Source organism: Roseateles sp. GW821-FHT09H10 (genome assembly GCF_059415865.1).
Window position 1 is genome coordinate 1,400,798 of record NZ_JBWKOB010000001.1, and the last position, 17,946, is coordinate 1,418,743.

At 68.1% G+C, this 17,946-nt stretch carries 17 protein-coding genes and 1 tRNA gene; 10 read left to right on the plus strand and 8 right to left on the minus strand.

The genetic code is table 11. From position 1 onward, the window contains the following. The first annotated feature begins 26 nt into the window (after positions 1–26). Both clpS and clpA read left to right on the plus strand, forming a co-directional pair. The gene (gene clpS / locus AC07OY_RS06510; RefSeq protein WP_495041697.1) at positions 27–407 is read left to right on the plus strand and encodes an ATP-dependent Clp protease adapter ClpS; all 381 of its coding nucleotides are present in this window, start codon (positions 27–29) and stop codon (positions 405–407) included. Next, positions 404–2,731 carry an ATP-dependent Clp protease ATP-binding subunit ClpA gene (gene clpA, locus AC07OY_RS06515; protein WP_495041698.1) on the plus strand — a complete coding sequence of 776 codons (2,328 nt, stop codon included), beginning with the start codon at positions 404–406 and terminating at the stop codon, positions 2,729–2,731. The genes clpS and clpA overlap by 4 nt, the downstream gene beginning before the upstream one ends. A gap of 32 nt (positions 2,732–2,763) precedes the next feature. Here the strand turns inward: clpA and AC07OY_RS06520 are convergent, their stop codons facing one another. Genes AC07OY_RS06520 through AC07OY_RS06540 form a run of 5 tightly spaced genes read right to left on the minus strand, consistent with a single transcriptional unit; the run spans position 2,764 to position 5,878 of the window. Further along, positions 2,764–3,537 carry a M90 family metallopeptidase gene (locus AC07OY_RS06520; protein WP_495041985.1) on the minus strand — a complete coding sequence of 258 codons (774 nt, stop codon included), beginning with the start codon at positions 3,535–3,537 and terminating at the stop codon, positions 2,764–2,766. Then, on the minus strand, positions 3,537–4,283 hold the full coding sequence (locus AC07OY_RS06525) for a UDP-2,3-diacylglucosamine diphosphatase (protein ID WP_495041699.1): 747 nt from the start codon (positions 4,281–4,283) through the stop codon (positions 3,537–3,539). Before AC07OY_RS06525 ends, AC07OY_RS06520 begins: the two co-directional genes overlap by 1 nt. After that, on the minus strand, positions 4,280–4,777 hold the full coding sequence (locus AC07OY_RS06530) for a peptidylprolyl isomerase (protein WP_495041700.1): 498 nt from the start codon (positions 4,775–4,777) through the stop codon (positions 4,280–4,282). Before AC07OY_RS06530 ends, AC07OY_RS06525 begins: the two co-directional genes overlap by 4 nt. Continuing rightward, positions 4,774–5,337, minus strand: coding sequence for a peptidylprolyl isomerase (locus tag AC07OY_RS06535; RefSeq protein ID WP_495041701.1), 564 nt, complete (start codon positions 5,335–5,337; stop codon positions 4,774–4,776). The genes AC07OY_RS06530 and AC07OY_RS06535 overlap by 4 nt, the downstream gene beginning before the upstream one ends. A gap of 13 nt (positions 5,338–5,350) precedes the next feature. Further along, on the minus strand, positions 5,351–5,878 hold the full coding sequence (locus AC07OY_RS06540; RefSeq protein WP_495041702.1) for a tetratricopeptide repeat protein: 528 nt from the start codon (positions 5,876–5,878) through the stop codon (positions 5,351–5,353). Between the two features lie 130 nt (positions 5,879–6,008). Here AC07OY_RS06540 and cysS point away from each other — a divergent pair, with 130 nt between their 5' ends. From cysS to AC07OY_RS06570, 6 genes are all read left to right on the plus strand, one after another. Further along, positions 6,009–7,379: a cysteine--tRNA ligase gene (gene cysS, locus AC07OY_RS06545; RefSeq protein WP_495041703.1), complete on the plus strand. Its 1,371-nt coding sequence runs from the start codon at positions 6,009–6,011 to the stop codon at positions 7,377–7,379. After that, positions 7,379–8,008 (plus strand): DNA-3-methyladenine glycosylase family protein, encoded by a 630-nt coding sequence (locus tag AC07OY_RS06550; protein WP_495041704.1) that lies wholly within the window; start codon positions 7,379–7,381, stop codon positions 8,006–8,008. The genes cysS and AC07OY_RS06550 overlap by 1 nt, the downstream gene beginning before the upstream one ends. Positions 8,009–8,069: 61 nt before the next feature. Continuing rightward, a complete protein-coding gene (locus tag AC07OY_RS06555; protein ID WP_495041705.1) occupies positions 8,070–9,041 on the plus strand; it encodes an acetyl-CoA carboxylase carboxyltransferase subunit alpha in 972 nt (323 codons plus the stop codon). Beyond that, positions 9,010–10,314, plus strand: coding sequence for a tRNA lysidine(34) synthetase TilS (tilS, locus tag AC07OY_RS06560; RefSeq protein ID WP_495041706.1), 1,305 nt, complete (start codon positions 9,010–9,012; stop codon positions 10,312–10,314). Before AC07OY_RS06555 ends, tilS begins: the two co-directional genes overlap by 32 nt. A 60-nt stretch (positions 10,315–10,374) precedes the next feature. Beyond that, positions 10,375–11,649 carry an aspartate kinase gene (locus AC07OY_RS06565; RefSeq protein WP_495041707.1) on the plus strand — a complete coding sequence of 425 codons (1,275 nt, stop codon included), beginning with the start codon at positions 10,375–10,377 and terminating at the stop codon, positions 11,647–11,649. Between the two features lie 198 nt (positions 11,650–11,847). Further along, a tRNA-Ser gene (locus AC07OY_RS06570) sits at positions 11,848–11,940 on the plus strand. Between the two features lie 55 nt (positions 11,941–11,995). Here AC07OY_RS06570 and AC07OY_RS06575 read toward each other — a convergent pair. Next, the gene (locus tag AC07OY_RS06575) at positions 11,996–12,703 is read right to left on the minus strand and encodes an AraC family transcriptional regulator (protein WP_495041708.1); all 708 of its coding nucleotides are present in this window, start codon (positions 12,701–12,703) and stop codon (positions 11,996–11,998) included. Positions 12,704–12,754: 51 nt separating this feature from the next. After that, on the minus strand, positions 12,755–13,891 hold the full coding sequence (locus tag AC07OY_RS06580) for an epoxide hydrolase family protein (RefSeq protein ID WP_495041709.1): 1,137 nt from the start codon (positions 13,889–13,891) through the stop codon (positions 12,755–12,757). Positions 13,892–14,098: 207 nt separating this feature from the next. Here AC07OY_RS06580 and AC07OY_RS06585 point away from each other — a divergent pair, with 207 nt between their 5' ends. Then, positions 14,099–15,091 (plus strand): tripartite tricarboxylate transporter substrate binding protein, encoded by a 993-nt coding sequence (locus AC07OY_RS06585; protein WP_495041710.1) that lies wholly within the window; start codon positions 14,099–14,101, stop codon positions 15,089–15,091. Continuing rightward, a complete protein-coding gene (locus AC07OY_RS06590; protein WP_495041711.1) occupies positions 15,088–17,160 on the plus strand; it encodes a diguanylate cyclase in 2,073 nt (690 codons plus the stop codon). The genes AC07OY_RS06585 and AC07OY_RS06590 overlap by 4 nt, the downstream gene beginning before the upstream one ends. 7 nt (positions 17,161–17,167) lie before the next feature. Here the strand turns inward: AC07OY_RS06590 and fdhD are convergent, their stop codons facing one another. After that, positions 17,168–17,935, minus strand: coding sequence for a formate dehydrogenase accessory sulfurtransferase FdhD (fdhD, locus tag AC07OY_RS06595; RefSeq protein ID WP_495041712.1), 768 nt, complete (start codon positions 17,933–17,935; stop codon positions 17,168–17,170). Positions 17,936–17,946: the final 11 nt, after the last annotated feature.

The following is a 17,946-nucleotide window of genomic DNA, read 5'->3' on the forward strand; positions in this document are numbered from 1 at the left end:
GATACCCCCGTCGATAGAATCCCGACATGCCTGTGATCCCCGTTCCTTCAACGCGAAACCAGTCGACGCCGCCCCCACCCGTGCCTCCCGTGAAGCCCGGCAAGGACGAAGGCGAGGGCGCGGTCGTCGTGGAGCGGCAGACCCAGAAAACCGAGCCCCCCCGGCTCTATCAGGTGCTGCTGCTGAACGACGATTTCACGCCGATGGAGTTTGTAGTCATGGTTCTGCAGGAATTTTTCCGGCATGACCTCGATACGGCGACGCAGATCATGCTCAAAATCCACCATGAGGGTCGCGGGGTCTGCGGTGTGTTCACCAAAGACGTCGCCGCGACCAAGGTGGAGCTGGTTCTGGCCGCCTCACGGCGTGCCGGCCACCCCCTGCAGTGCATTATGGAGGCCGCATGATTGCGCAAGAGCTTGAAGTCAGTTTGCACATGGCGTTCGTCGAGGCGCGCCAGCAGCGGCACGAATTCATCACCGTCGAGCACCTGCTGCTCGCTTTGCTCGACAACCCCAGCGCCGCCGAGGTGCTGCGCGCCTGTGCCGCCAACCTGGACGACCTGCGCAAGAGCCTGACGCAGTTCATCAAGGAAAACACGCCCATGGTGGGCGGCAGCGACGAGGTGGACACCCAGCCGACGCTGGGCTTCCAGCGCGTCATCCAGCGCGCCATCATGCATGTGCAGAGCACCGGCAGCGGCAAGAAGGAAGTCACCGGCGCCAATGTGCTGGTGGCCATCTTCGGCGAGAAGGATTCCCACGCCGTCTACTACCTGCACCAGCAGGGCGTGACCCGCCTGGACGTCGTCAACTTCATCGCCCACGGCATCAAGAAGACCGACCCCGAGCCGCCCAAGAACCCGGAAGGCCAGGCTCCTGGCGGCCAGGAAGGCGAGCGCGAGGAAGGCGAGGGCGGCAGCGCCAAGGCGTCGCCGCTGGAGCAGTTCACTTCGAACCTGAACCAGCAGGCCAAGGACGGCAAGATCGACCCGCTGATCGGCCGCGAGGCCGAGGTCGAGCGCGTCGTGCAGGTGCTGTGCCGCCGCCGCAAGAACAACCCGCTGCTGGTCGGCGAGGCCGGCGTGGGCAAGACGGCGATCGCCGAAGGCCTGGCCTGGAGGATCACCGAGGGCGAAGTGCCTGAGGTCCTCGCCGATGCCATCGTCTACTCCCTGGACATGGGTGCGCTGCTGGCCGGCACCAAGTACCGCGGCGACTTCGAGCAGCGCTTGAAGGCCGTGCTGAAGGCGCTGAAGGACCAGCCCAACGCCGTGCTGTTCATCGACGAGATCCACACGCTGATCGGCGCCGGCGCGGCCTCGGGCGGCACGCTGGACGCGAGCAATCTGCTGAAGCCGGCCCTGTCCAGTGGCGCCATGAAGTGCATCGGCGCGACCACCTTCACCGAATACCGCGGCATCTTCGAGAAGGACGCGGCCCTGTCCCGTCGCTTCCAGAAGGTCGACGTGGCCGAGCCGTCGGTGGAGCAGACCATCGAGATCCTGAAGGGCCTGAAGAGCCGCTTCGAGGAGCACCACTCGGTCAAGTACGCCCTGGGCGCCTTGCAGGCGGCGGCCGAGCTGTCGGCCAAGTACATCAACGACCGCCATCTGCCGGACAAGGCCATCGACGTCATCGACGAGGCCGGTGCCGCCCAGCGCATCCTGCCCAAGAGCAAGCAGAAGAAGACCATCACGCGGGTCGAGGTCGAGGACATCGTCGCCAAGATCGCGCGCATCCCGCCCGCGTCCGTCAACAGCGACGACCGCAGCAAGCTCAAGACCCTGGACCGCGACCTGAAGAGCGTCGTCTTCGGCCAGGATCCGGCCGTCGACGCCCTGGCCGCCGCCATCAAGATGGCGCGCTCGGGTCTGGGCCGGCCGGACAAGCCGGTGGGCAGCTTCCTGTTCAGCGGCCCCACGGGCGTCGGCAAGACCGAAGTGGCCAAGCAGCTCGCCTACATCCTGGGCATCGAGCTGATCCGCTTCGACATGTCGGAGTACATGGAGCGCCATGCCGTGAGCCGCCTCATCGGCGCGCCTCCGGGCTATGTCGGCTTCGACCAGGGCGGCCTGCTGACCGAGGCCGTCACCAAGAAGCCGCATGCCGTGCTGCTGCTGGACGAGATCGAGAAGGCCCACCCGGACGTCTTCAACGTGCTGCTGCAGGTCATGGACCATGGCACGCTGACCGACAACAACGGGCGCAAGGCCGACTTCCGCAACGTCATCATCATCATGACGACGAATGCCGGCGCCGAGGCGCTGAACAAGTCGACCATCGGCTTCACGACCACCCGCCAGCAGGGTGACGAGATGGCCGACATCAAGCGCCTGTTCACGCCCGAGTTCCGCAACCGCCTGGACGCCATCGTGTCCTTCCGCCCGCTGGACGAGGAAATCATCCTGCGCGTGGTCGACAAGTTCCTGCTGCAACTGGAAAGCCAGCTGCAGGAGAAGAAGGTCGAGGTCAGCTTCTCGGATGCGCTGCGCAAGCACCTCGCCAAGAAGGGTTTCGATCCGCTGATGGGGGCCCGGCCGATGCAGCGCCTCATCCAGGACACCATCCGCCGCGCGCTGGCCGACGAACTGCTGTTCGGCAAGCTGGTCGACGGCGGCCGCCTCAGCGTGGACGTGGACGACAAGGGCGAGACGGTGCTGGACATCCAGCCCACGCCGCCCAAGCCCAGCAAGGATGGCAAGCCGAAAGCGGAACCCGCCACGGCCTAAAAACAAGGGACGCTTTGGCGTCCCTTTTTCTTTCAGCCTGCCGGGTTCTGTTTGAAGAAGCCGGCCAGCAACTCGTACATCGCCGGTTCCTCGGCCCGCATCGCTGCCGGCGCGACGAAGAAGGCCTCCACGGCCACCGCGAAGAACTCCTCGACGGCTTCGCCGCCATAGGGGTCGATCAGGGTCTCCTCGCCGGCGTCGATGCGGGCGCAGAACTTCTCCCACTCGGCGTCGATGATGCCGATCCAGCGCTCGCGTTCGTCCGCGTTCATCGGTGGTGCGCCGTCGGCCAGGCCGTCACGCATGTCGATGACATGGGCGAACTCGTGGATGACGACGTTGTAGACCGCGTCCGCGCCGAACTCCGCCGGGTCGTCGCTGACGGCGATGGCGTTCCAGGTCAGCATCAGCGGGCCGCCTTCCATGGCTTCGCCGGCCAGTTCCTCGTCGTATTCATGGACGACGCCGTCCTCGTCCTCGAAGCGGCGCTGGGCGACGACCTCGCCCTCGTGCATGACGATGCCGACGAAGCCGTCGTACCAGGACAGGCCCAGGCGCAGCACCGGCAGGCAGGCCTGGGCCGCCACGGCGACGGCCACTTCGTCGCTGACCTCGAAGCCGCCGACACCGTGGAACTCCTTGGTCGACAGGAAGAGGCTGCACAGGCGGCGCAATTCGGCGAGGTCATCCTCGCTGCGCTGGGCCAGGAAGGGGTAGCGCAGCAGCGTCAGCTGCCACAGCGCATCGGGAATGGCATGGCGCTCGACGGCGCGCTGTTCGCGCCAGTTCTGGATGGCCTTGAGGATCACAGCGGCAGGCGTTGCAGGCCGGCGATGGACAGGCGGATGACATCGCCGCGCGGCGGCACCGCATCCAGGTCCCAGTCGGACAGCACGACGCGCGTGAGTCCGCCGCCGAGGTCATGCACGGCGGGGCGATGGGTGTGGCCGTGGATCAGTGTCGTCGCGCCGGCTTCGCGCAGCAGTGCACGGCAGGCCTCGGCGTCGAGGTCGGTGGCCATCAGCTGCTTGGCCTGGGCGGCCTTGCTGCCTTCGCGCATCTGCCGGCCCAGGGCCTGGCGGGCGGCCAGGGGCTGGGCCAGCAACTGGGCCTGCCATTCGGGCGAGCGCACCTGCCGGCGGAAGGCTTGGTAGGCGGTGTCGTCCAGGCATTGGGCATCGCCATGCACCAGCAGCCAGCGCTGGCCGAAGGCGTCCAGCACGCTGGGGTCGGGCAGGGCGGTCATGCCAGCCTCGAGCAGCAGTTCGGCGCCGACGAGGAAATCGCGGTTGCCATGCATGAAGAAGAGGTCGAGCCGCCGGGACGCGTCGCGCAGCAGGCGCACGACGCCGGCCTCGAAGGGCTCATGGCGGGCGTCGTCGCCGACCCAGACTTCGAAGATGTCGCCGAGCAGCAGGACCGCCTGCGCGGGTGTGTCGGCGAGATGCTTTTCAAGCCGGGCGAGGGTGCCCGGGGTGTCCGGCCCGAGGTGCAGGTCGGACAGCAGGTCGACCTGCCGCCACTGCGCCGGGGCCGTCAGCGTGTGGATCAAACCTCGACGGCCTTCTCGATGACGACGTCCTCGACGGGCACGTCACCATGGCCGCCGCGGCCGGCGGTCTTGGACTTCTCGATCTTGTCGACGACTTCCTTGCCCTCGACGACCTTGCCGAAGACGGCATAGCCCCAGCCCGACGGGCTCTCGGACTTGAAGTCCAGGAAGCCGTTGTTGGTCGTGTTGATGAAGAACTGCGCCGTGGCCGAGTGGGGGGCGTTGGTGCGCGCCATGGCCAGCGTGTAGTGGGCGTTCTTCAGGCCGTTGTTGGCTTCGTTCTGGATGGGGGCTTCGGTCGGCTTTTGCTTCATGCCGGCCTCGAAGCCGCCGCCCTGGATCATGAAGCCCTTGATGACGCGGTGGAAGACCGTGCCGTCATAGTGGCCGCTGCGGACGTAGCTCAGGAAGTTGGCGACCGACAGCGGGGCCTTCTCGGCATCCAGCTCGATGAGGATGTCGCCGTGGTTGGTGGTGAGTTTGACTTGGCTCATTTTTTGACGGGCTCGACGAGAGCCTTGGTGATGAAGATGGGCTTGACCGGGAAATGCTCGTGCATGCCCCGCGGTGCGACTTCGGTGGCGCGGATCTTGTCGACGACGTCCATGCCCTCGATGACCTGGCCGAAGACCGCATAGCCGGTGGCCGGATTGCCCGGATCACCGTCCAGGCGGACGTTGTCTTCGACGTTGATGAAGAACTGGGCGGTGGCCGAGTTCGGGTCGTTGGTGCGCGCCATCGCGATGCTGCCGCGCAGATTGCTCAGGCCGTTGTGCGACTCCAGCGGAATCGGCGGCTTGGTGGGCTTCTGGTTCATCTTGGCGTCGAAGCCGCCGCCCTGGATCATGAAGGTGGCGATGACGCGGTGGAAGAGGGTGCCGTTGTAGTGGCCGGCCTTCACGTACTGCACGAAGTTGGCGACCGACTTGGGCGCCTTCTCGGCGTTCAGCTGGATCCGGATGTCGCCTTCGGTCGTCTGCAGCTTGATGGTCTGGGCCTGGGCGCCCAGCGTGGCCAGCAGGCCGGCGAGGAGGAAGGGAAGGAATTTGGTCATGGGAGGCGGGGAGTTAGCGGGTGCGCAGCTCGCGGGTCAGGGCCAGCGTGCGGTTGATCTTGCCGGCCAGCACGTCGCTGGGCATCAGGGCGGCTTTCTGGGCGCGCTGGTAGGCGCGCAGGGCCAGGCGCACCAGCACGTCGCCCAGATTCTCCTGGGCCTGGGCATGCTCGGGATGCACGCGCAGGGCCTGCTCCAGCGCGGTCTTGGCCTCGTCCAGCTCGCCGGCGGCGGCGTGCAGCACGGCGAGATTGTTGTAGGGGTCGGCCAGGTCGGGGAAGTCCTGGGTCAGCCGCGTGAAGATGGCCAGGGCCTTGGCGCGCTCGCCCAGTTCCATGCGCATGACGCCCAGGGCGAAGCGCAGTTGCAGGTCGTCGGGCTGGCGGGTCAGGGCCTGCTCGATCTGCTCGACGGCCTGGGCCTTCTGGCCGGCCAGCCACAGGCGCTGGGCGCTGGCGAGATCGTCGGCCCGGGCCGGTGCCGCGGCGAGCGCCAGGGCCAGCGTGAAGGGCAGCAGGAGGGTGGAGAGGGGCAGGCGCATGAGGGTTGACGCGGGGGGCGGCAGAAAGGACGACGACAAAGGGCGGCCGCTATACTGAATTCATTCTATGAGCCCCGCCTGGGCGGACCCAGTGCGGGGCTTCTTGTTGGTGGCTGCCTGCCCGTTTCCCATGTCCCTGCGCGTTTTCAATTCCCTCAGTCGCACTCTCGAAGACTTCCGACCGCTCGTGCCTGGCCAAGTGCGCATGTACGTCTGCGGCATCACGGTCTACGACCTGTGTCACATGGGACATCTGCGCATGAACATGGCGTTCGACGTCATCTATCGCTGGCTGCGCGCCAGCGGTCTTGATGTCACGTATGTGCGCAACATCACCGACATCGACGACAAGATCATCAAGCGCGCCGTCGAGCGCGGCATCACCATCCGCCAGCTGACGGAAGAGATGAGCGCCGCGATGCACGAGGACTTCGCCGCCGTCGGCCTGCTGCGACCCGACCACGAGCCGCGCGCGACCGAGTACGTGCCGCAGATGCTGTCGCTGATCGAGCGCCTCGAGGAGCGGGGCCTGGCCTATCGCGCCGAGGGCGGCGACGTGAACTACGCCGTGCGCAAGTTCGACGGCTACGGCAAGCTCAGTGGCAAGAGCATCGACGACCTGCGCGCCGGCGAGCGCGTGGCCGTGGATGACGGCAAGCTCGATCCGCTGGACTTCGTGCTGTGGAAGGCCGCCAAGGCCGAGGAGCCGGCCGACGCCAAGTGGGCCGCGCCCTTCGGCGAAGGCCGCCCGGGCTGGCACATCGAATGCTCGGCCATGAGCTGCGCCCTGCTGGGCGAGAGCTTCGACATCCATGGTGGTGGCGCCGACCTGCAGTTCCCCCACCACGAGAACGAGATCGCCCAGAGCGAAGGCGCGGGCTATGACTTCGCGACCTACTGGCTGCACAACGGCTTCCTGAACGTCGACGGCGAGAAGATGTCCAAGAGCCTGGGCAACTTCTTCACCATCCGCGACGTGCTGCAGAAGTTCGACGGCGAGACGCTGCGCTTCTTCATGCTGCGCACCCATTACCGCCGGCCGTTCAACTTCAGCGACTCGCACCTGGAAGACGCTCGAACGGCGCTGACGCGGCTGTACACGGCGCTGGATGCGGTGCCGCCCGCCGACGTGACCATCGACTGGACCGAGCCCAGCGCCGCCGCCTTCAAGACGGCCATGGACGAGGACTTCGGCACCCCGGGCGCCGTCGCCGTGCTGTTCGACCTCGTCAACGAGGTCAATCGCGACCGTTCGCCCCAGCGTGCCGGCCTGCTCAAGGCCCTGGCCGGCGTGCTCGGCATCCTGCAGCAGGCCCCGCGCGCCTATCTGCAGGGCGGCTCCAGCGACGAGGCAGCCTGGATCGAGGAGCGCATCGCCGCCCGTGCCGCGGCCAAGGCAGCCAAGGACTTTGCCGGCGCCGACGCCATCCGCGCCGAGCTGACGGCCAAGGGCATCACGCTGAAGGACGGTGCCGGTGGCACGACCTGGGTGAAGAGCTGATGCCGCCTGAAGTGATCCCGGCCTACTGGGACGAGGCCTGCAAGCATCTGGTCAAGCGCGACCGGGTCATGAAGAAGCTCATCCCGCAGTTTGGCGAGGCCCGCCTGCAAAGCCGCGGCGACGCCTTCGCCACGCTGGCCCGTTCCATCGTCGGCCAGCAGATCTCGGTCAAGGCCGCGCAGTCGGTCTGGAACCGCTGGGTGGCGCTGATGCCCAAATGCCAGCCGGCCGCCGTCCTGGCCCTGGGCGTGGAGGAGCAGCGCGCCGCTGGCCTGTCCGCCCGCAAGGTCGAATATCTGCGTGATCTGGCCGAACATTTCGATTCTGGCCAGGTACATGTGCGCCAATGGGCGCAGATGGACGACGAAGCCATCATTGAAGAACTGGTTGCCATCCGTGGCATCGGCCGTTGGACGGCCGAGATGTTCTTGATTTTTCATCTGATGCGCCCCAATGTGATGCCCCTGGACGACGTCGGGCTGCTGAAGGGCATCAGCCTGAACTACTTCTCCGGCGAGCCCGTGTCACGAGCCGAGGCCCGCGAGGTGGGCGACGCCTGGGCACCCTACCGCTCGGTAGCGGTTTGGTACATTTGGCGCAGCCTGGATCCCCTACCGGTGGATTACTAGCCCACGTCCTACCCGCTGTGCGGGGTAGAAAGATGGTGGGCGTTTGATATCAGGACGACTGATGAGCAAGAAACACTTCCTGGAGTTCGAGCAACCCATTGCCGAGCTCGAGACCAAGATCGAAGAACTGCGCTATGTGCAGAGCGAGTCGGCCGTCGACATCTCGGAAGAGATCGACCGCCTCTCCAAGAAAAGCCAGCAGCTGACCAAGGACGTCTATTCCAACGTCGCGCCCTGGCAGGTCTATCAGGTCGCCCGCCACCCGCAGCGTCCCCAGACCCTGGACTACTGCACCGAGGTCTTCACCGAGTTCCAGGAACTCCACGGTGACCGCCACTTCGCCGACGACGCCGCCATCGTGGGCGGCATCGCCCGCTTCAACGGCCAGGCCTGCATGGTCATCGGCCACCAGCGCGGCAGTGATGCCAAAGAGCGCACGCTGCGCAACTTCGGCATGCCGCGCCCCGAGGGCTACCGCAAGGCCCTGCGCCTGCTGAAGCTGGCCGAGAAGTTCGGCCTGCCCGTCTTCACCTTCATCGACACCATGGGTGCCTATCCCGGCATCGGTGCCGAGGAGCGTGGCCAGTCCGAAGCCATCGGCCGCAACATCCTCGAGATGGCCCAGCTGGAAGTGCCCATCATCGCCACCATCATTGGCGAAGGCGGCTCGGGCGGCGCCCTGGCCATCGGCGTGGCCGACCAGGTGCTGATGCTGCAATTCGCGGCCTACTCCGTCATCTCGCCCGAAGGCTGCGCCTCCATCCTGTGGAAGAGCAGCGAGCGCGCCTCTGACGCGGCCGAGGCCCTGGGCATCACGGCCCACCGCCTGAAGGCCCTGGGCCTGATCGACAAGATCGTCAATGAGCCGGTGGGCGGCGCCCATCGCGATGCCAAGCAGATGGCCTCCAACCTGAAGCGCGCGCTGAGCGACTCGCTGCGCCAGGTCAGCGACCTCAAGACCCGCGAGCTGCTGGACCGCCGCTACGAGCGCGTCCAGGCCTATGGCCGCTTCAGCGACACCAAGAACCGGTGATGCGGTCGCCGTCGCGTTCAGCGGCGGCCTCGATTCCACGGCCCTGTTGCATGCCACCGCCCGCGCGGCGGTGAGTGCCAGGGTCGTCGCACTTCATGTCCACCATGGCCTGCAGGCCCAGGCCGACGACTGGGCCGTCCATTGCGAGCGGTTCGCGCGGGCCTGCGGCGCCGAGTTCGCCTGCACGCGGCTGAGCGGCGCGCCGGGGCGGGGCGACAGCATCGAAGCCTGGGCGAGGGAGGGGCGGCATCGCGCCCTGCATGACATGGCCGTCGTGGCCGGGGCTGACCTGCTGCTGCTGGCCCAGCACCGCCAGGATCAAGCCGAGACGTTTCTGCTGCAGGCCATGCGCGGCGCTGGCACTGCGGGGCTGGCGGGCATGCCCAGGGCGCAATGGCGTGACGGCCTGTGCTGGGCGCGCCCCTGGCTGGACAGGCCGCGCAGCGAAATCCTGGCCTATGCCGAGCTGCATGGGTTGAGCTGGATTGAAGACCCGAGCAACACCGACCCGCGCTATGCCCGCAACCGGCTGCGGCAGGCGCTGTGGCCGGCATTTCCGGCCGCCGAGGCCGGCCTGGCCCAGGCGGCGCGCTGGGCCCAGCAGGCGGCGGACCTCGCGGCCGAGGTCGCCGCCGCCGATCTGGCGACCATTGCCAGTGCCGAGCGACTCGACCTGGTGGCGTTGCTGGCCTTTTCGCCCGCCCGCGCGGGCAACGCGCTGCGCGCCTGGTTGTCGCAGTTCACCGCAGCGCCGGCCAGCCTGGTCGAGCGGCTTCTGGCCGAATGGCGTCCTGGTGCGACCTTGTCCTGGCCGGCGCCCGGCGGCGCGGTGCATGCCTATCGCGATGGCCTGTACTGGGCGGTGGCATCGATGCAGCCCTTGCAGCCGTCTCCCGTCGATCTGGGTCGACCCGGCCTCTACCCGCAACCCGGCTGGCAGGGCGCCTGGCTCGTCGAGCCAGGCTCGCCAGGCATTTCAACCGAGAGGCTCGCTCGACTGACGCAAGGCGCCCGCTCCGGTGGAGAGCAATTCCAGCGCGCTCCGGCTTCCGTGCCGCGCAGTTTGAAAAAAGCCTGCCAGGAAGCCGGCCTGCCGCCCTGGCGGCGCGGCGGCCCCTTGCTGTTCGACGCCGAAGGCCGTCTCATCGCAGTCGCCGGCCTGGGCATGGATGCGCGTGCCTTCGCCGATCAAGATGTGCCGCAGCTGTCTTTGCGCTGGCTGGAGGACTCAGCCTTGCCGCAGAGCGAAGGCGAGAGCGGGACTGGCGCATAAAATCAGGGGTTTGCGAGCATCCGTCCCGGCGGCTCACTCTTCCAGCCTTCGCTCAAACACATGGCTCTGATCGTCCACAAGTACGGCGGCACCTCGATGGGTTCCACCGATCGCATTCGCAACGTGGCCAAACGCGTTGCCAAATGGGTGCGCGCCGGCCACCAGCTGGTGGTCGTGCCCTCGGCGATGAGCGGCGAAACCAACCGCCTGCTCGGTCTCGCCAAGGAGCTGTCGCCGGCCAGCATGAGCCCGGAAGTGAACCGCGAGCTGGACATGATCGCCGCCACCGGCGAACAGGTCTCGGTGGGCCTGCTGGCCATCGCGCTGCAGGCCGAAGGCGTGCAGGCCGTCAGCTACACGGGCTGGCAGGTGCCGGTGGCCACCGACTCGTCCTATACCAAGGCCCGCATCGAGAGCATCGATGACAAGCGCGTGCGCGCTGACCTGGCCGAGGGCAAGGTCGTCGTCATCGCCGGCTTCCAGGGCATCGACGCCGACAACAACATCACGACGCTGGGCCGTGGCGGTTCCGACACCTCGGCCGTGGCCATCGCCGCCGCGATGAAGGCCGACGAGTGCCTGATCTACACCGATGTGGACGGCGTCTACACGACCGACCCGCGCATCGTGCCCGAGGCGCGCCGCCTGCACACCATCAGCTTCGAAGAGATGCTGGAGATGGCTTCGCTCGGCTCCAAGATCCTGCAGATCCGCTCGGTGGAATTCGCCGGCAAATACCGCGTGCCGCTGCGCGTGCTGTCCAGCTTCACGCCCTGGGACATCGACATCAACGAGGAAGCCAAGTCCGGCACCCTGATCAGTTTTGAAGAGGACGAAAAAATGGAACAAGCCGTCGTTTCGGGCATTGCCTTCAACCGCGACGAGGCCAAGGTGACGCTGCTCGGCGTGCCCGACAAGCCCGGCATCGCCTTCCAGATCCTGGGCCCCGTGGCCGAGGCCAACATCGACATCGACGTCATCATCCAGAACGTCTCCCACGACGGCAAGACCGACTTCTCCTTCACCGTGCACCGCAACGACTATGCGCGCACGATGGAGCTGCTGCAGAACACCGTCGGCCCGGCCACCAACGCCAGCAAGGTCGTTGGCGACCCCAAGATCTGCAAGGTCTCCATCGTCGGCATCGGCATGCGCTCGCATGTCGGCGTGGCCAGCAAGATGTTCCGCGCGCTGTCGGAAGAGGGCATCAACATCCAGATGATCTCGACGAGCGAGATCAAGACCAGCGTCGTCATCGACGAGAAGTACATGGAGCTGGCCGTGCGCGCCCTGCACAAGGCCTTCGATCTGGACCAAGAAGCGGCTGCCGCCTGAAATGGGGCCTCTCGTCCAAGGGGGACCTTGGCCGATCCCCCGAGGGGATGGCGATGCTTGCCGGATCGACCGGCAAGCGCATCGCCAGAGCGGGCCGGCTAGGGAGCGGCCCGGCGCTCGGCCCGCAGAAAATCGGGCTGATAGAACGGATTTCTTTCTGAGAGCCTAGCGCGCTGGTATAGAATGCGCGGCTGTGCTGGAGTCGTGACCGAGTGGCCGAAGGTGCTCCCCTGCTAAGGGAGTATGTGGGCAAAACCTGCATCGAGGGTTCGAATCCCTCCGACTCCGCCAAGAACAGATGACGCCGTGGTGATTCCTTCACCGCGGCGTTTTTCTTTGGCGAGCGCTATTTGGTGAGCCTTGGCGGCTGCAACTGCCCCGGCGTGAGGCCCAGGATGCGGCGCAGCGAATGCGTCAGATGGGCCTGGTCGGTATAGCCCAGCTCGGCGGCCACGTCGGCGGGCCGCTGGCCCTGCAGCAGCAGGTTGCTGGCCGCATCGGCCCGCAGGATCTGCTGCAGCTTCTTCGGGCTCATGCCCGTGACGTGGGCGCTGTGGCGCTGCAGGCTGCGGTCGTCCACGCCTCGCCAGCCGCCGGCCGCCGCGCGCTGCAGCAGCAGGTCCACCTCGATCAGCCCGCGCCGCGCCAGTTCCATGACGAACTGCTCGGCGTTGTCGAAGCTGGGCAGCTCCTGGCGTTCGCCGCCGATGACGACACCGCGCTGGCCAGCCAGTTCATGCACGCGACCCTGGTTGACCATCACGGCGCCCGGCTGGCTCGGCATATAGACCTCGGGCCTGAAGGCGATGCTGAACCAGCTGTCGCCGGCCGCGCTGTCCAGTTGCACGACCTGATCGGTCTGGCCGGTCTGCAGCACCATCAGCCGCCCCTCGCGGTCCTGCCTGAACACCAGGTCCCAGCTGCCGTCGGGCCGCAGCGTCTCCTGCGTGGCCGCCGCATAGCTGACACGGTGCACATGGACGATGAAGCGCGCGGCCGACAGGGAGTCGGCCGCGCGCGTCTCGCGCTGGGTGTCCGGGTCGCGGCCGGTCATGCCGCGTGCAGGCAGGGCAACTGCATGCACGCATGGTAGCGAGCCGCTGGCTCAGCGCAGCCCGGCGAAGAAGCTGCGCATGTCCTGCACCAGCAGCTCCGGCGCGTCCGCCGCCGCGAAATGGCCGCCGCGCGGCATCTCGGTCCACTGCACGATGTTGCTGAACGAGCGCTCGGCAAAGGTTCGCACCGAGCGGAAGTCGTTCGGGAAGGAGGCCACCGCAGTCGGCGCGGCGCTGGGGAGTTCGCGGTAGCCGGCGCCGGTCTGGGCGTTCTCGTAATAGAACTCGGCCGCCTGGCCGCCCGTCGCGGTGAACCAGTACAGCGACACATGGGTCAGGAAGCGCTCGCGGTCCATGGTGCTGGCGGCCTCGCCCTCGAAGCCGAAGAAGAGCTCGGCATTCCAGGCCAGCTGGGCCACGGGCGAATCCACCAGGCCGAAGCCCAGGGTGGCCGGCCGCTTGGACTGGATCTCGGCATAGCCGTTGTACTTCTGGAAGCGCTCCAGATTGCCCAGGCCGGCCATCTCGAAGGGCGAGAGCTGCTCCATCTCGCCGGGGGCGCCGCTCGGGAAGGCGAAGATCTGCTGCAGATGGACGCCGAGCAGGCCCTTGGGGTTCAGGATGGCAAGCTCGCGGCCGACCAGGGCGCCGGCATCGCCGCCCTGGAAGCCGTATTGCTCATAGCCCAGGCGCTTCATCAGCGTTTCCCAGGTGGCGGCGGTGCGCGCCGCATCCCAGCCCGGGCCGGCCAGCGGCGACGAGAAGGCGAAGCCGGGCAGGGAAGGGATGACCAGATGGAAGGCCACCGCCGGGTCCAGCCCATGCGCGCGCGGGTCGCTCAGGGGGCCGATGACATCGAGGAACTCGGCCACGCTGCTGGGCCAGCCGTGGGTCAGCACCAGAGGCAGGGCGTACGGCTCGGGCGAGCGCACATGCAGGAAGTGAAGGGTCTGGCCGTCGATCTCGGTCGTGAACTGCGGGTGGCGGTTCAGTTCGGCCTCGTGCCGGCGCCAGTCATAGCCGTCCAGCCATTGGGTGGCCAGGTCGCGGATGAAGTCCGTCGGCTGGCCGCGGCTCCAGTCCTTGGCGACGGTTTGGGGCCAGCGGGTCTGGCGCAGGCGCTGCTGCAGGTCGTCGACCTGGGCTTGGGGGATGTCGATGCGGAAGGGGCGGATGGTGCTGCTCATGGCGGGCTCCTGAGGGGTGAATCGATGGGATCCAGTTTCGGCAGCCGGCCGTTTTGAGGCTTGTAGAAACCCGCCAATCCGCTCGCCCGGGGGCTATGTGCCGCCAGTCGGCCTCGTCCGTGGCGATCGTCACGAATTGACCATTTCAAGTTCAAATTTGCCAATTCAAGCGATGTTTCGCTTATTTATGATCGGCTGGTGGCGCTCATGACAAGAAATAGGCTGGGAAAAGGGCTCGCAGCGCTGCTCGCCTTGGCGGGCGGCCTGCTGGCCAGCGCCGCCGTGGGCGCGACCCAGCCCGGCATGGCGCCGATCCGGCTGTTCGTGCCCTTCATGGCTGGCGGCGAGGCCGATGGCTCGGCCCGCAATTTCGTGCAGAGCGCGGCCCGCGTCGGCGGCGTGGAGTTCGACATCGTCCACCTGACCGCCGAATCCGGCGCGGCGGCGGGGCGTGCGGTCAAGCAGGCCCTGCCCGACGGCCGCACCCTGCTGCTGGCCCGCGTGGGCAGCGTCGCCATCCTGCCGGCGCTGTCGCCGCGCACGGCCGTGCCCGTGGGTGATTTCACGGTGCTGGCCGTGCTCGACCAGGCGCCGCTCATCTGCGCCGTTCGCACCGGCACCCCCATCCAGTCCATGCACGAACTGCTGGCCGCCATCGCCGCGACGCCGGGCCAGCTGCGCTACAGCACGGCGGGTGCCGGCACGCTGCAGAACCTCGCCGTGCGCTATCTGCTGTCCCTGAACGGCCTGCCCGGCGATGCCGCCAGGCCCCTGCATTTCGGACAGGGCTCCCTGGCCACGCAGGCCCTGCTCAACGGCGAGGTCGACTTCAGCTGCAACAACGCGCGCACCATGGTCCCGGCCATCCAGTCGGGGGCCCTGCGCGGCCTGATGACGACGGCCCAGGGCCGGCTGCAGGCCCTGCCGCGGCTGCAGAACGCCGCCGAACTGGGCCTGCGCGACATGCAGAAGCTGCAGGGCTGGTCGGCCCTGCTGGGGCCGGCCGGCATGCCCGCCGAGGCCGTCGAGCGCTGGCGGGCCCTGCTCGACAAGGTAGCCGCCGACGCTGAGTGGCAGGCCGGCACCGAGGCCCTGGGTGCGTCGGCACGCATCCACGCGATCAAGGATCCCGGCCTCTATCTGCGCCAGCAGGGACAGTTCTATGAGCGCCTCGTGACGACGCTGGAGGCCCGGCCATGAGTGCGCCGCAGCGCCGCAGGCTCTGGCCCTGGGTCGTCGACGTGACGCTGGTCGTCCTCATCCTGGCGGTGGGCCTGGCGGGCAGCGTGGGGGCCTACCGGGCGCTGGCCCTGAAGGCGGCGGGCCAGCAGCGCGAACTGCTGAACGCGATGGGCCAGAGCGTGGTCAGCGCCTTCGACCTGCAACTGCTGCGGGTCGTGGAGACGCTGCAGGCGGCCAGCCAGATGCTGTCCGCCCAGCCCGCGCTGACACGCGCCCAGTTCGCCCGCTATGGCGCGGGCCTGATGACGGAGTCGTCGGCCCTGACCCTGCTGGAGTGGCAGCCCGTCGTGCCGCGCGCGAAGCTGGCCGAGTTCGAGGCTCAGGCCAATCTCGAGCAGCCCGGCTATCGCGTCGTCGAGCCGGCGCCGGACCACGAGGCCGATGGCTTCATCCCGGCGCGCGAGCGTGAGCTGCATGTGCCGGTGCGCTACTCCTGGCCCGAGAACGGCGGGGCCATCGGCGTGGACATGGCCTTCGACCCGCGCCGCATGCGCTCCAAGCTGCTGGCGCGCGATGCCGGCGTGCCCATCGCCTCCGAGACCTTTTCTCTGATCCGCCGCGACCAGAAGGCCACGGCCATCACGGGCTTCGCGGTGTCCGCACCGACCTACCGGGTGGCGCATCCCGCCGGCGTCGAGGACAGGCGCCGCGAGCTGACCGGCTTCCTCGCCGGTGTCATCGAACTGCCCGCGCTGATGGCCGAGGCGGCCTTGCGGGCCGACGCCAATGGCCTGGATGTCTTCGTCTTCGACCAGGAAGAGAAGCACCGCCTGATCTACTCCTCGGCCGGCAGCGAGCCCTTCCGGTCCGACGAGCGCGACACGGCCCTCAGCGTCGACGTGGGCGGGCGCCCCTGGCAGCTGGTGCTCAGGCCCCGGCCGGGCGCCCTGGCTGCGGAGAGCGACCGGGCACCGTTGCTCGCCCTGAGCTCGGGCGGCCTGGCGACCCTGCTCGTCGCGCTCGCGGTGGCGCGCAGCCTCGTCGTGCGGCGGCGGCTCGAGAGGACGGAGGCCGTGCTGGCCGAGGATCGCCAGCGCATGGCCAATGTGCTGGACGGCACGGCCGCCGGCACCTGGGACTGGCATATCGACAGCGGCCAGCTGGACATCAACGAGCGTTGGGCGCAGATGCTGGGCCGCAGCCGGGCCGAGCTCGAGCCGGTGACCGGCACCACCTGGGAGAGGCTCTGCCATCCCGCCGACCTCATCGAGGCCAATATCGCGATGAAGCGCCATTTCAGCGGCGCCGACGAACGCTACACGGCCGAGTTCCGCATGCGCCATGCCGCCGGCCATTGGGTCTGGGTGCAGAGCAATGGCAGCGTCTTCGAGCGCGACGCCGAAGGCCGCCCGCTGCGCCTGGCCGGCACCCACCTGGACATCTCGCGCCGCAAGGCCGACGAGCAGCGCCTGCGCGACGACGCCCGCGCGCTGGAGGCGGCCAACCGGCAGTTGCGCGACCTGGCCATCGTCGACGCGCTGACGGGCGCCTTCAACCGGCGTCATTTCAATGATGTCTGCCTGGCCGCCCTGGCGGGTGCCCAGCGCGGCCAGGCCGTGGCCCTGTGCATGCTCGACGTGGACCACTTCAAGGCCTACAACGACCGCTACGGCCACCAGGCCGGCGATGCCGTCCTCAAGGCCCTGTCACAGACGCTGAAGGACAGCATCAAGCGCTCGACCGATGCGCTGTTCCGCCTCGGCGGCGAGGAGTTCGGCGTCATCTTCTCGGCCACCTCGGCCGAAATGGCCCTGCATTTCGTCGGCCAGCTCAATGCCGCCCTGCATGCCCTGGCCCTGCCCCACGAAGGCAGTCCGCAGGGCGTGGTGACGGCCAGCTTCGGCCTGGCCTGGTGGGCCGCGCCGACCTCCAGCCTGACGCCCGAGGTCATGTATGCCGCGGCCGACGAGGCCCTCTACGAAGCCAAGCGTGGTGGGCGCGACCAGATCGTCGTGCGCTGCTTCCTGGCGGGCGAGGGTGAAGGCGAGGCCGAGGACGACGTGCGCGCCGCGGCGCTCTTGCGTTGAGCGCCCCTCAGGCGTAGCGGGTCGCGCGGCCTTCGCGCACAAAGGCCCACAGCTCCAGGCCCAGGCCGCGCGCCGTCGCGATGGCCAGGCTGCTGGGCGCTGACATGCAGGCCAGCAGGCCGATGCCGGCCATGGCCGTCTTGTGCACGAGCTCGTAGCTGGCGCGGCTGGACATCAGCACGAAGCCCTGGCGCGGCGGATCCGCAGCGCGGCGCGCCAGCGCACCGGTCAGCTTGTCCAGCGCGTTATGGCGGCCGATGTCCTCGCGGGCCAGCACCAGCTCGCCGTCGGGGCGGCACCAGGCCGCGCCATGCAGGCCGCCGCAGCGTGCGTTCAGGGGCTGGGCCGAGGGCAGGGCGGCGAGGGCGCGCTCCAGGGCGCCGGCCGTGAGGTGGGGAGGCTGCACGGGTGACGGCTGGACGGCGGCGAGCTGGGCCAGGCTGTCGACGCCGCACAGGCCGCAGCCGGTGCGGCCGGCCAGGGTGCGCCGGCGCGCCTTCAGTCGCTGCTCGCAGGCCGCGGTCACGGTCAGGCCCAGCTCCAGGCCTTCAGGCCGCATGTCCACCTCGATGTCCAGCAGCTCCTGGCGCGATGTGAACCAGCCCTCGGCCAGTCCGAAGCCCAGCGCGAAATCCTCCAGGTCGGCCGGCGTGGCCAGCATGACGGCCTGTGAGATGCCATTGACCGTCAGCGCGACGGGCAGCTCGACGGCGACCTCCTCATCCGCCGCCGAATTCAGGGGTTTCAGCGTTTGCAGGGCTTCGACATTCAGCATGGCGGCGATGA

Excerpts from the sequence above, each read along its gene's own strand:
- clpS (WP_495041697.1), top strand. The coding sequence starts at position 27 with ATGCCTGTGATCCCCGTTCCTTCAACGCGAAACCAGTCGACGCCGCCC.
- clpA (WP_495041698.1), top strand. The coding sequence starts at position 404 with ATGATTGCGCAAGAGCTTGAAGTCAGTTTGCACATGGCGTTCGTCGAG.
- AC07OY_RS06530 (WP_495041700.1), bottom strand. The coding sequence starts at position 4,777 with ATGAGCCAAGTCAAACTCACCACCAACCACGGCGACATCCTCATCGAG.
- AC07OY_RS06535 (WP_495041701.1), bottom strand. The coding sequence starts at position 5,337 with ATGACCAAATTCCTTCCCTTCCTCCTCGCCGGCCTGCTGGCCACGCTG.
- AC07OY_RS06540 (WP_495041702.1), bottom strand. The coding sequence starts at position 5,878 with ATGCGCCTGCCCCTCTCCACCCTCCTGCTGCCCTTCACGCTGGCCCTG.
- cysS (WP_495041703.1), top strand. The coding sequence starts at position 6,009 with ATGTCCCTGCGCGTTTTCAATTCCCTCAGTCGCACTCTCGAAGACTTC.
- AC07OY_RS06550 (WP_495041704.1), top strand. The coding sequence starts at position 7,379 with ATGCCGCCTGAAGTGATCCCGGCCTACTGGGACGAGGCCTGCAAGCAT.
- AC07OY_RS06555 (WP_495041705.1), top strand. The coding sequence starts at position 8,070 with ATGAGCAAGAAACACTTCCTGGAGTTCGAGCAACCCATTGCCGAGCTC.
- tilS (WP_495041706.1), top strand. The coding sequence starts at position 9,010 with ATGGCCGCTTCAGCGACACCAAGAACCGGTGATGCGGTCGCCGTCGCG.
- AC07OY_RS06565 (WP_495041707.1), top strand. The coding sequence starts at position 10,375 with ATGGCTCTGATCGTCCACAAGTACGGCGGCACCTCGATGGGTTCCACC.
- AC07OY_RS06575 (WP_495041708.1), bottom strand. The coding sequence starts at position 12,703 with ATGACCGGCCGCGACCCGGACACCCAGCGCGAGACGCGCGCGGCCGAC.
- AC07OY_RS06580 (WP_495041709.1), bottom strand. The coding sequence starts at position 13,891 with ATGAGCAGCACCATCCGCCCCTTCCGCATCGACATCCCCCAAGCCCAG.
- AC07OY_RS06585 (WP_495041710.1), top strand. The coding sequence starts at position 14,099 with ATGACAAGAAATAGGCTGGGAAAAGGGCTCGCAGCGCTGCTCGCCTTG.
- AC07OY_RS06590 (WP_495041711.1), top strand. The coding sequence starts at position 15,088 with ATGAGTGCGCCGCAGCGCCGCAGGCTCTGGCCCTGGGTCGTCGACGTG.
- fdhD (WP_495041712.1), bottom strand. The coding sequence starts at position 17,935 with ATGCTGAATGTCGAAGCCCTGCAAACGCTGAAACCCCTGAATTCGGCG.